Origin of the sequence: Culicoidibacter larvae, assembly GCF_005771635.1 — a bacterium.
Lineage (GTDB): Bacteria > Bacillota_I > Bacilli_A > Culicoidibacterales > Culicoidibacteraceae > Culicoidibacter > Culicoidibacter larvae.
In genome coordinates this window covers 120082-132373 of record NZ_VBWP01000005.1, presented here as the reverse complement: position 1 = coordinate 132373, position 12292 = coordinate 120082, and the positions used below count along the sequence as shown (strand labels likewise).

Annotated in this window: 14 protein-coding genes; 13 read left to right on the top strand and 1 reads right to left on the bottom strand. The window is 39.2% G+C overall.

Annotated elements, in window-relative coordinates; genetic code table 11:
* Nucleotides 1–45 precede the first annotated feature (45 nt).
* The 3 genes from FEZ08_RS07075 (at nucleotide 46) to FEZ08_RS07065 (ending at nucleotide 1514) form a co-directional block, all read left to right on the top strand.
* Entirely contained in the window at nucleotides 46–375 is a 330-nt protein-coding gene (locus FEZ08_RS07075; RefSeq protein ID WP_138191023.1) for an inorganic diphosphatase, read from the top strand.
* A 145-nt stretch (nucleotides 376–520) separates the two neighbouring features.
* Entirely contained in the window at nucleotides 521–1036 is a 516-nt protein-coding gene (locus FEZ08_RS07070) for a GNAT family N-acetyltransferase (RefSeq protein ID WP_138191022.1), read from the top strand.
* A 16-nt stretch (nucleotides 1037–1052) separates the two neighbouring features.
* Nucleotides 1053–1514, top strand: coding sequence for an HAD-IIIA family hydrolase (locus tag FEZ08_RS07065; protein WP_171014984.1), 462 nt, complete (start codon nucleotides 1053–1055; stop codon nucleotides 1512–1514).
* Between the two features lie 37 nt (nucleotides 1515–1551).
* On the opposite strand, the gene FEZ08_RS07060 is transcribed toward FEZ08_RS07065, so the two are convergent.
* On the bottom strand, nucleotides 1552–2214 hold the full coding sequence (locus FEZ08_RS07060) for a hypothetical protein (protein WP_138191020.1): 663 nt from the start codon (nucleotides 2212–2214) through the stop codon (nucleotides 1552–1554).
* 265 nt (nucleotides 2215–2479) lie between these two features.
* Here FEZ08_RS07060 and FEZ08_RS07055 point away from each other — a divergent pair, with 265 nt between their 5' ends.
* The 10 genes from FEZ08_RS07055 to nagA all read left to right on the top strand — a co-directional run bounded on the left by FEZ08_RS07055 (nucleotide 2480) and on the right by nagA (nucleotide 12259).
* Nucleotides 2480–3433 (top strand): ABC transporter permease, encoded by a 954-nt coding sequence (locus FEZ08_RS07055; RefSeq protein ID WP_138191019.1) that lies wholly within the window; start codon nucleotides 2480–2482, stop codon nucleotides 3431–3433.
* Nucleotides 3423–4373, top strand: a complete 951-nt coding sequence (locus tag FEZ08_RS07050) for an iron chelate uptake ABC transporter family permease subunit (protein WP_138191018.1) — start codon at nucleotides 3423–3425, stop codon at nucleotides 4371–4373. The genes FEZ08_RS07055 and FEZ08_RS07050 overlap by 11 nt, the downstream gene beginning before the upstream one ends.
* Nucleotides 4370–5125: an iron ABC transporter ATP-binding protein gene (locus FEZ08_RS07045; protein ID WP_138191017.1), complete on the top strand. Its 756-nt coding sequence runs from the start codon at nucleotides 4370–4372 to the stop codon at nucleotides 5123–5125. Before FEZ08_RS07050 ends, FEZ08_RS07045 begins: the two co-directional genes overlap by 4 nt.
* A gap of 10 nt (nucleotides 5126–5135) precedes the next feature.
* Nucleotides 5136–6074: a siderophore ABC transporter substrate-binding protein gene (locus FEZ08_RS07040; protein ID WP_171014983.1), complete on the top strand. Its 939-nt coding sequence runs from the start codon at nucleotides 5136–5138 to the stop codon at nucleotides 6072–6074.
* Between the two features lie 89 nt (nucleotides 6075–6163).
* Nucleotides 6164–7069, top strand: coding sequence for an LCP family protein (locus FEZ08_RS07035; RefSeq protein ID WP_138191015.1), 906 nt, complete (start codon nucleotides 6164–6166; stop codon nucleotides 7067–7069).
* Nucleotides 7070–7159: 90 nt separating this feature from the next.
* A complete protein-coding gene (locus FEZ08_RS07030; RefSeq protein ID WP_138191014.1) occupies nucleotides 7160–7981 on the top strand; it encodes an alpha/beta fold hydrolase in 822 nt (273 codons plus the stop codon).
* Nucleotides 7982–8108: 127 nt separating this feature from the next.
* Nucleotides 8109–9458 carry a 6-phospho-beta-glucosidase gene (locus FEZ08_RS07025; RefSeq protein ID WP_138191013.1) on the top strand — a complete coding sequence of 450 codons (1350 nt, stop codon included), beginning with the start codon at nucleotides 8109–8111 and terminating at the stop codon, nucleotides 9456–9458.
* Nucleotides 9459–9633: 175 nt separating this feature from the next.
* A complete protein-coding gene (locus FEZ08_RS07020; protein WP_138191012.1) occupies nucleotides 9634–10122 on the top strand; it encodes a hypothetical protein in 489 nt (162 codons plus the stop codon).
* A 146-nt stretch (nucleotides 10123–10268) separates the two neighbouring features.
* Nucleotides 10269–11093 (top strand): MurR/RpiR family transcriptional regulator, encoded by an 825-nt coding sequence (locus FEZ08_RS07015; protein ID WP_138191011.1) that lies wholly within the window; start codon nucleotides 10269–10271, stop codon nucleotides 11091–11093.
* 11 nt (nucleotides 11094–11104) lie between these two features.
* Entirely contained in the window at nucleotides 11105–12259 is a 1155-nt protein-coding gene (nagA, locus tag FEZ08_RS07010; protein WP_138191010.1) for an N-acetylglucosamine-6-phosphate deacetylase, read from the top strand.
* Nucleotides 12260–12292 lie beyond the last annotated feature (33 nt).

Here is a 12292-nt window from a genome sequence, read left to right as displayed (position 1 = left end):
GACTTCATTGGTAAAAAAGTACTTATGTGAGAGGGGTGCTTGAAGATGCATCGACATGTGGATGTTATTATTGACAGAGCATTGGGATACACTGATAGTTATGGAACGACTTATCCAATTAATTATGGTTTTGTACCAGGAATTATTGGTGGTGACGGAGAGGAACAAGATGTATACGTTCTTGATGTTGATAAACCAATTGATCGTTGCAGCGGCAAGGTGATTGCGATTATCCACCGCCGTGATGACAACGAGACAAAGTGGGTTATTGCCAAGCGACCGTATACAGTTAAAGAAATTGAAGAGCAGGTTCATTTTATCGAGCAATATTTTGATTCCTATGTCGAATTATTGGTTGATAATGATATTAGTTAAGCAATTATTTATTTAAAAATATTGTAAGATGATTGAAAACGTTCTAGAAAGAAAAGCTGTGCTTTTCTTTTTTTAATTGCGCCAGCATCTAAAAAACGGTATTATTATATTATATGAAATGAATGTATAGAAAAGAGGTAGGTCTATGCTCATTATTCGTGAAGCCCATCAAGACGAACTTAATGAAATAAAGAAAGTAGTGGCGGCTGCGTTTGAACGTGAAGATGAAGCTAATTTGGTACAGGCGATTTATGACTCACCATATTTTGAGGCTAAGTTGTCATTAGTTGCTGAATTGAATGGCCAGATTGTTGGTCATATTCTCTTCAGTCGTATTTTAATACATACTAAAGAAGGTGATCGTACAACTCTTGCACTAGCACCTGTTTCTGTGCTTCCGGCATTTCAGAACCAAGCAATTGGCGCTGAACTTATTACTGAGGGTCTAAAAAAATGTGCTGAGCTTGGATTTGGCCATGTGGTTGTATTAGGACATCCTAATTACTATCCGCGTTTTGGTTTTGTTCCGGCATCAACTAAAAATATTAAAGCACCATTTGATGTACCTGATGAAGCCTTTATGGTTTGTGAATTGGTACCGGATGCATTAGCTGATATTGAAGGTATGGTTTTATATCCGGCAGCATTCTTAGATGTGTAAAGAGAAGAGGCAGTATATGAAGGTGGCATTTTTGGATCGCGATGGGACAATCTGTCGTGATTATCCGGACCAGGACTGGGCAAACGTCAAGCATCTGGAAATTATTGAGCAGCATTTGCAAATTTGGCAACGGCTGATTGAGCAAGGTTACCAACTCATTATTGTTAGTAATCAATATCTAATTGGTGAGGCAATTATCAGTCGGCAACAATTTGAAACATTACATCAAGAGTTACTGCAAAAATTGGCGACAATGGGAATTCCTATTTTGGATACATTTGTTTGTCCGCATCATCGTGATGATATTTGTGACTGCCATAAGCCGGGAACCGGCTTAGTTGAGCAAGCACAGGCAAAGTATGATATTGACATGAGCGAAGCATTGCTTATTGGCGACTCAATTAATGATTACCAGCTTGCTGAGCGAATGAATATTCGCTTCTTAAGTGTTGCTCCCGAAGTGGAGCACCGCATATAATGAAAAATAAAACACCACTTATCTAAGCGGTGTTTTTTTATTTTGAAGCAATGTATTGCGGAATTTGCATTGGAATATATTTGTCCTGTGGTTGTTGCGCGTGGGTATCAATAATTGTTGCGTTTGCTTTTTTACGACTGAAACTGGTGTAAAGATGCAGTTGATCGCGTCCGCTATATTCACAAAGCAATTCCTGCAGTGTTGTCAGCTGATTAATAAGCAATTCTTTTCTGATTTGTTCATTAAGCTGTGAGTCGTTTTCGATAGTTGCGAATAATTCTTTGATGAAGTTGCTTGTTTCCTCGCTCTCATCGTAAGCGAGAAAACAAGTAGTGGTTGCGTTGCCGATTTTTACTTGGCAAACTTTGATAGTGTCCAGCAAGACTCTACTGACTGCCAAGATTTTTTGACCATGGTTAATTAATTTGCGATCTTCACGACGACCAATAAAAAAGAGAATAGCTGCGGTAGGAACCAAGATTACTGGCAGGATTAGAGTGATGAAATACATTGGCGAGATTTGTGCCAGTGCAAAAACGCTGACATTGCCCCAACCTGTTAAACTATACATGATTGCGAGCAGGGACAATAATAAAAGGTAGATTGCAATTGTACTTGCGCTACCTTTAATGCCGCTTGCTTTTTTATAGAGTTTTTCTGAATCTATCAGTTGTTGAATAATTTCGTCTTTATGTTGCATGTTTCATCACCCCATAGTTGTATGTATTATATCATATCGACAATTTTTTATGCAATAATGTTTGTTGAATTTGAACAGGTTTAATTTTGTAATTGTTCCAATAACACGTGAGAATTATTATATTGTTTGACTCCTGAAGTAGGAATATGTTATGCTCTAAATCGTAATGATTCTGATTTATGCGTTGAAGCGATAAAGCTAATTACTGCATATAACAGGAGTAAATAACCCCGTAAAACGGGTTTATTTTTATAGAGGTGTAAGAATGAAGAAAAGATATCTGATTGCCACCCTGGTAGTCTTATCAGTCATTTCACTTGCAATCGGGGTAAGATCAGTTTCGTTGGTAGATATATTCTATGGCAATAACGAAGTGCTTGATATTTTATGGCTATCACGAATTCCCCGGCTGGCAAGTATTATTTTTGCCGGCTTTGCTATGAGCATCAGCGGCTTGATTATGCAGCAGTTGGCGCGAAATAAATTTGTTTCACCAACAACGGCGACGACACTTGATGCAGCTAAACTGGGAATATTGTTTGCTTTAGTTTTATTTCCGACAAGCAACTCCATAACTAAAATGCTGGTAGTTTTTGTATTTTCACTCATCAGCACGATGTTGTTCCTGGGGTTGCTTAACCACATTAAATTTAAAAATGCCATCTTTATTCCTTTGCTTGGACTTATGCTTGGTGGCATTATTGATTCAGTGACAACTTTCTTTGCTTACCAGTTTAATTTGATTCAAGGTATTAATACTTGGCTGCAAGGTGACTTCTCAATGGTTATTAAAGGTAACTATGAATTACTCTTTATCACTATTCCTTTGGTTATACTGGCATTTCTGTATGCACATCGGTTTACTTTAGCTGGTATGGGGGAGGATTTTGCTACTAATCTGGGACTTAAATATAATCAAATTATAGTTATTGGCTTAGTGATTGTTGCTCTGCTCTCGTCGGTTGTAGTCATTACAGTTGGGGTTATTCCGTTTTTAGGATTAATTATTCCCAATATTGTTTCGATATACCGTGGCGATAATATCCGCAATAGTTTATGGGAGACAGCGTTGCTTGGAGCAATTTTCTTGCTGGCTTGTGATATTCTTGGTCGGGTTATTATTTTTCCATATGAGATATCGATTGGTATGATGGTTGGTGTTATTGGGACTGCAGTCTTTTTATTTTTGTTAGTAAGGAGAAAACCAAATGAAGCTTGATAAGAAAATAGCATTATTGGCAGTCGTTGCGGTTTTGCTCTGCGCGCTCTATCTGGTTTGGGGTCTAAATAGCGGTAATTGGGATTACTTATTGGCCAAACGGATGCCTAAACTTATTGCGATTCTTGCTGTCGGCAGCGCGATTGCGCTAGCATCATTGCTTTTTCAAACAATAACCAACAACCGGGTATTGACGCCAAGTATTTTAGGATTGGACTCAGTGTATTTGTTTTTCCAAACATTATTGATTTTTATTTTTGGTTCAGCACAATTGACATTTCTTAGTGATAATATCAACTTCTTGCTTTCCACTTTGATTATGACCGGATTTTCCTTACTGCTCTATAAATTTATGTTTAAACAAAATAATCAGAATATTTATTTCTTGCTGCTAGTTGGTATTGTATTGGGGACATTCTTTCGTAGTGCAGCCTCATTTATGCAAATGCTGATTGATCCAAATGAGTATCTGCATGTTCAGGACAAGATGTTTGCCAGTTTCAATAATGTTAATGAGTACATATTAATAGTAGCAATTGCCATCATGTTACTGACATTACCATTTATTGCTGATTATATTCGTTCACTGGATGTTATGTTGCTTGGTAAAGATCAAGCAGTTAACTTGGGAGTCGATTATGAAAAAATAAGCCGCAGAATTTTGATTATTGTCTCAATCTTAACCGCAGTAGCAACTGCTTTAGTCGGGCCGATATTATTCTTAGGTTTGTTGGTAGTAAATATTAGTTTTGAGTTTTTGAAGACCTATAAACACACCTATCTATTAGTTGCTGGCTCGCTGCTCGCAGTCATTGCCCTGATCGGCGGCCAACTCATTATTGAAAGAATTTTCAATTTCAGTGTGACTCTAAGTGTTGTCATTAATTTTGTCGGTGGCATTTACTTTGTATTCTTATTGTTGAAGGAGCGAAATACATGATTGAAATTAAATCGGTCAGCAAGAACTATGGTGGTGTTGCTGTTGTCAATGATGTCAGCTTGACGGTCATGGAAAATGCAGTGACTTCATTTATAGGTCCAAATGGTGCCGGAAAAAGTACACTGCTGGGAATCATCAGCAGGCTTATTTCAAAAGATGCCGGCGAAGTGATTATTGATGGCAAGGAACTGCAACATTGGCACACCAATGAATTAGCACAAACACTGGCAATTTTGAAGCAAAATAACGTTATTAATATACGTCTAAAAGTACGTGAATTAGTCAGCTTCGGCAGATTTCCATACTCCAAAGGGAAGCTGACGGAAGTGGATGAGCAGGCTATTGATCAGGCGATGAAATATATGGAACTGGACGCTATCAGTGATAGATATTTAGACGAACTCAGTGGCGGGCAATGCCAGCGCGCGTATATCGCGATGGTCATTGCCCAAGACACGAAATATATAATATTGGATGAACCATTAAACAATCTCGATATGAAGCATGCAGTGCAGATGATGCAAGCGCTGCGCAGCTTAGCCAAAGAGATGGGCAAAACAGTTCTCATTGTTTTGCATGATATCAATTTTGCCTCAAGCTATTCAGATCAGATTGTCGTCTTAAAGAATGGAATTTTAACATATCAGGGAGGTGTTAGCGAGATAATTAGCAGCAAGATACTGGAAGAAACGTATGAATTGCCGGTGCGCGTGGAAACGGTCGAAGGCAAGCGAATTTGTATATATTATTAGGAGGTCTATGATGAATAAGAAAGTAATGGCTATTGTTTTAGCAATAATTGTAGTTTTGGGAGCCGGAGCGGGAGTATATTACTTCATGCAAGGCAATAACACACAAGCAGCTGGTGATACTGAGATTACCCATGAATTGGGAACAGTTTCAGTAACTGCCAATCCACAAAAAGTTGTCGTGTTTGATTATGGTGTGCTTGATAGTTTGAATACCCTTGGGGTTGAAGTAAGTGGTGTAGTAAAACAAAGCTTACCAACATACTTGAATAAGTATGCTGACGCCAGCTATACTGATATTGGTACTTTATTTGAACCAAACTTTGAGGTCCTTCATGATTTGAAGCCGGATGTTATTTTTATTTCCGGCCGCCAAAAAGATTTGTATAAGCAATTAACTGAAATTGCACCAACTGTTTACCTTACTTTAGATAATAGTGATTACCTTGGTTCATTTAAAACCAATATGGAAACAATTGGTAAAATCTTCAATAAAACTAATGAGGTAAGTATTGAATTGGCAGCAATTGATGGCGCAATCACTGACTTAAAACAATTAACAAGCGCCAGCAATAAAAATGCGCTGATTGTTATGGCTAATGATGGCGAATTGAGTGCTTACGGTGAAAGTTCACGTTTTGGTGTTATTCATAATACTTTTGGCGTTACGCCGGTAGATACAAATATTGAAACTTCTACTCATGGTCAAAGTGTTGGCTTTGAATATGTTGTTGAAAAAAATCCTGATGTTATTTTTGTGGTTGACCGTAATGCGGTAACAACAGGTGAATCTAAAGCAGCAGCATTATTTGATAATGATTTGATGGCTGCTACTAAAGCGGTTAAAAATAATGCTATAATCAACCTTGATGCCCATACTTGGTATGTTGCAAGTGGTGGCTTACAATCAACGAAAACCATGATAGCCGAAGTCAGAAGTGCTTTCGAATAATTTTTAATCCCGGCCGCGGTTTATCCGCGGCCGGGATTTTATGTTTTTCTTGGGAAGTGGTATAATATATTTCGAAGAAGGTGAGCGACTTGAAGCAGATTATGAAACATCAAAAATGGCTTGCGATTGGTGCGGCTGTGATGAGTGTGGTGCTGATTATTTTTATATGTTTGTTGTTGTTCTTGCCAAGAGCTTCAGGTGATGATGCGGTGTTTGCTGGTCGCAGTAATGCATTAGCAACTTTTAATAAGGATGTTTATGGCGTGTTGTTGCTGGGCAGTGATGAGGGCGCAACTAATACTAATGGTGGTAACCATACTGATTCATTAACTTATTTGGCAGTGAATCGGCGTACCGGAGAAGTTATTGCTTTGCCGATTTATCGCGATGCTTTTATTCCGATAAGCTGTAAGTCGGGTACAAGTGATAATGCTAATCGGATTTATCGTGATTATGGTGCCGAATGTTTGAAGCAGTCAGTGAGTGCGTTACTGGGATTGCCGGTTGATTATTATTTGTATACGACCAGTGATGCCTTTGTTACAATTTTAAATGATATTGGACCAGTAGCGATTACTCCGGATGAAAGTTTTTGCAGTAATTTCGGGAATGATGATCAGGAGTATTGTTTTGAGAGTGGTGTGAGTCAGAATATGAATGGCAATGAGTTGCTGGCTTATGCACGATATCGTGGGAATAGCAGCGGTGAGCGGCGGGCCGAGCGTCATGTGCCGATGATTCAAGGAATTTTGAATCAGTGTGCTGCTGATAAGCGGGTTTGTGCCGGCAGCGTGCTGGTGCAGATGGCTAATGGAAAGGTTCAGAGCGATATTGAGGTTGAGGCGGCGATTGATTTATTGCGGGCGACGAAAGTTGAGTCACTTGGGGTTGTTGGCGGCAGTAATTTCGAAGATGAGCATGGCTGGCATCAGCGTGTTGATTTGGATGATTTGGTGAAAAAGGTTCAGATTATTCGTGAGCGGATGGGAATATAGGCGAAAGGCCGCGCCCTTTTTTTGATGTCGGTTTTGGTTTAGTAAGGTATGTTATAATAATCAGAAAGAAGTTTTAGGGAGCGATGCAGTATGGTTGTTGATATCAAGGGTGTTCCGGTTTATTATGAGGTTTTTGGCGAGGGTCGGCCGGTTTTGTGTATTCATGGTTATTGGGTTGATCATCGGTTGATGACTGGCTGCTTGGAACCGATTTTTGAACAGACCCAAGGATACCGCCGGATTTACTTGGATTTGCCGGGTATGGGTAAGACACCGGCAGCAGATTGGTTGAAGAATGCTGATGATATGCTGGAACTGGTTATTGCTTTTATTGATGCGGTCATTCCCGGTGAGCAATTATTGGTTGCCGGCGAATCATTTGGAGGTTATTTGACCTTAGGCTTGATTGCTAAGCTGGGCGTATTGATAGATGGGGTGTTGATGATTGCGCCGAAGATAGTTACTGAAAATCGGCAGAAACTGCCGGCACGGACAATTATCTGGCAGACTAAGATTCAAGAGCTTGAAGAACAGGCGGAGGCGCTTGAAAATTTCATGGAGATGGCGGTTATTGCGATGCCGGAAATTTATGCACAGTATAAAGTAGATGTGCTTTCGGGTATTCGGGTTGCCGATCGAGCATTTCTGACGGAGCAATTTTATGGTGGCTTTTCACATGATTTTGAAGCTAGACTGCAGCAGGTGGAGTTTAATCGGCCAACTTGTTATGTAACCGGACGTCAGGATCATGTTGTTGGTTATCATGATGCTTATCAGTTGCTGGATAATTTTCCGCGGGCGACTTTTGCGATTTTGGATGGTGCCGGTCATAATGTTCAGGTAGATAATGTGCCTTTGTTTCAGACATTGGTGAAGGATTGGCTTTGGCGGCTTGAATTAGAGATGGTTTAGCCGGTGGGAGAATCTTGGAAAACGGCGGACATTTGGTCCGTCGTTTTCATTTTTTCAACTAATGAAAAGCATTTCTGAAATGGCTGTGTTATACTAATGATGAAATCAAAAAAGGAGGTCATTTTAAATGGCTAAAGGAATTAAAATTGCTACTATTGGTGGTGGCTCAAGTTATACTCCTGAACTTGTAGAAGGATTTATTAAACGCTATGCTGAGCTACCAGTTCGTGAACTATGGCTTGTTGATATTGAAGAAGGTAAAGAAAAGCTTGAAATCGTTGGCGCTATGGCAAAACGTATGGTGAAAGCTGCTGGAGTTGATTGTACTGTACATTTAACTTTGGATCGTCGTGAAGCTTTGAAAGATGCCGACTTCGTTACAACTCAATTCCGGGTTGGATTATTGGCTGCTCGTGAGAAAGATGAAAGAATCCCGTTATCACATGGTATGATGGGTCAAGAAACAAATGGAGCTGGAGGAATGTTTAAAGCGTTCCGTACAATCCCGGTTATTCTTGATATCGTTAAAGATATGAAAGAATTATGTCCAAATGCTTGGTTGATTGACTTTACTAACCCTGCCGGTATGGTAACTGAAGCTGTGCTTCGTTACGGAAACTGGGACAAAGTTGTTGGTTTATGTAATATTCCGGTTGGCGCTACTAAACAAGCAGCTGAAAAATCTGGTGAAGCTGAAGAAGATTTATTCTTCAAATTTGCTGGGATCAACCATTTCCACTGGCACCGTGTTTGGAGCAAGTCAGGAAAAGAAATTACTAATGATTTAATTGATAAGTATTTTGCACCTGATGCTGAAAAAGAAGCGTTAGTAGCAAATATTCAAGATGCTGAATTTATTTATGAACAAGTAAAACATTTAGGTATGTTACCTTGTCCATATCACCACTACTACTACATTACTAAAGAAATGTTAGAGCACCAAATTGAAGACTTTAATCAAAATGGTACTCGTGCCGAAGTGGTTAAACGTCTTGAAGATTCATTATTTGAATTATACAAAGATCCAAACTTAGACTATAAACCAGAAGAGTTATCAAAACGCGGAGGCGCTCACTATAGTGATGCTGCATGTGAAATCATTAACTCAATCTACAATGATAAACGTTCAATCATGGTTGTAAGTACTCGTAACAACGGAACAATTGATGATTTACCATACGATTGCGCAGTTGAAGTTTCAAGTATCATTACTTCTCATGGACCAGAACCACTCAACTGGGGGAAATTCCCGCCAGCACAACGTGGTTACCTGCAAATGATGAAGTCTATGGAAGAGTTAACTATTGAAGCAGCAGTAACTGGTGATTACGCTACTGCCTTACAAGCGTTCACGCAAAACCCATTAGTTAATGCCGGTCGTGAAGCACAACAAATCTTAGATGAGATGTTAGTAGCTCATGAAGCGCACTTACCACAATTTAAAGAAAAAATTGCGGAAATTAAAGCCCGCGGCTAATACAGCTAATTTGGGAAAAAGCCGGTCAATTTACATTGACCGGCTTTTTATTTTGGGATTGACTCTGGACATTATGTGATAAAACGTAGAAAAACAGCAGATTAATAACCTATATAGAAAACGCGTGCTATAATAGCCTTAAACGAAGATTTGCTTAGGGAGGACATTCGTAGTCATGGACGCAAAAAAAATACGCCGAATTATATATGTTCTTTTTATGGCGAGTGAAATTGCTCTTTTAATCGGTTTTGCGATACATATATTCCGGGATTTATATTTGTTAGCAACCGGTACGGTTATTAATATTCCCGGTCCGCTTTCAGCCATTGTTTTAGGTATGTATTATCCTTCAGCATTTAATACCGTGGCAGTTGGTTGGAATCCTGATTTTATTGGTATTATTATTGCTTTGGTGGTTTATCTTATAATTGTATCTGTACTTTTTTTAGTCAGCATTCAGGTATTTGAGCATAAGGTCGGCATTTATATTGTACTTTCGCGGTTGTTCTTGTTAGCTTCCGGATTAGCTTTTGTCTATTTCCAGACTACCGGCATGAACAACGTTTTTTCAATCATTGCACCAATGTTTTTTATTATCGCATTTTTATTTTTAGCAGCAACAATCTTGAATACTATCCGTTTGCACCGGATGTTGCCGGGGTAAAATTTTTATTAGAATATTGGAGGCAAGCGCCGGAGGACCGGCGCTTGCCTCTTCTTTTTTTCCTCAAAAGAAACAATTAAAGTTTTCGCTATCATCAACTAAATGTGCTATAATGATGGAGAGAAAAAATAGTTTGGAGTGTTGATATGTACGATGTAGTTGGTCGTTTGATAGCATTGATGGATGTTCGTAAAAACAGTACTGATATTTATTATTTTATTGCCCGAACTATTCTGTTGCATATTGATGAAGTTGCTGATATGGGGATTGAGGAGCTGGCTTTATTATGTTATACCAGCCCGGCAACAATCAGTCGCTTCTGTCGTAAAATTCAGTTGGACAGTTTTGCGGATTTGCGTCATTATATATCACAAGCGCATGCTTATTATAATGAAGAAGTGCGTTTCACTAAAGATGAGTTGATGGCTATTAATGAGCAGCCGCAATGGTTGCCGGATAAATTGTTTCCGATTAGTATTGAGGCAATAACTGAAACCTATCGATTGCTTGATATGGCGGTAATCCAGCAAGTTATTGATGCCATTTATAGTGCAACTCAGGTTGCTTTTTTTGGCAGTGATTATTCGCAATTAGTAGCTCGTGACGGTCAGTACAAATTTATTCGTCTAGGTAAATTTGTAACTGCTTTTTCAGATGTGAAAAATCAGGAAGAAGATGCTAACCAATTGCAAAATGGTGCAGTTGCAGTATTCTTCTCGGTGAGCGGCGAGTCAAAGCAGGTGAATCATTTATGCCGTTTGGCAATGAAGCGCGGTGCGCAGATTGTGGTTATTACTAATAACCGAAAGAGCACGCTGGCGAAGAAAGCTGACTTTGTAATTGAAGTTGGCGGCGTTGAAAGCACCTTTACTAATTCGTCAATTTCCGGACGAATGGCATTAATGAGTATTGTTGATATTTTATATACTATGTATGCTTATAAAGTACAGATTATGGAGAATGAGGTTTAGGAGGAATGGCAATGTTATTAACTCATGGGAAAATTTATTTAGAGAATGAGATTATTGAAGATGGCTATTTGCTCATTGAAGATGAACAAATAGCATCTTTCGGGCTTATGGAGTTTGCACCGGAATATTCTGGTGAAGTGATTGATTTAAAAGGGCAGAATGTATTGCCGGGATTTATTGATCAGCATATTCATGGTGCTAACGGTGCAGACAGTATGGATGCGACAAGTGAAGCATATCATACAATGGCAACGTTTTTGCCACGTGAAGGAACTACAAGTTTCTTGGCGACGACAATGACACAGGCACCAAAGGCGATTAATGCAGCGCTTGGGGCAATTGTTGATTATATGGAAACCAGTAATCCTGCCGGTGAGGCAGAGATTTTAGGGATCCATTTAGAGGGACCGTTTATTTCTGAAAAACATATCGGCGCGCAAAATCCTGAGTTTGTTGCTAAGCCGGAGATTAAGACTTTTGCTGATTATTATGAAACGGCGAAAGGTAATATTCATTTAGTGACTTACGCGCCGGAAGAAGCTGAGTGCGGGTTTACTAATTATTTGCGCTCATTGAAAGTTGTCCCATCAGCGGGACATACCGATGCTAGTTTTCAAGTGGTAGAGGATCATTTAAAAGAAGGGTTAAATAACCTGACTCATTTTCATAATGCTATGACCCCGCATCATCATCGTAATCCTGGAGTTGTAACTGCTGGTTTTTACTTTGAACAATTGAAAGCTGAAATGATTGTTGATGGTATTCATTTGCATCCCGATGTTGTGCGAACAACTTATAAAATTAAGGGTGCAGATAATATTATTTTGATTACCGATGCGATGCGTGCGAAAGGCTTAGCTGATGGTACTTATGATCTTGGTGGTCAAGCAGTACATAAAGTTGGAAAAGAAGCACGTTTAGAGAATGGTGCTTTGGCCGGCAGCGTAGCTGAGATGAATTTTGTTGCTCATAATATGAAAGCGTGGACTGGCTGCAGCTTTGTTGATTTAGCAAAAATGGCATCGCAAAATACGGCTAAACAATTAGGTTTCTTCGATCGTAAGGGTAGTCTTGCGGTTGGCAAGGATGCTGATATTGTAGTCGTTAATGATGATGTTGATGTATTGTTGACAGTTTGTCGTGGTAAAATAGCGTTTCAAAATTAGTTTGGAATGAAATAAATCTTAAATAGAAAGGGG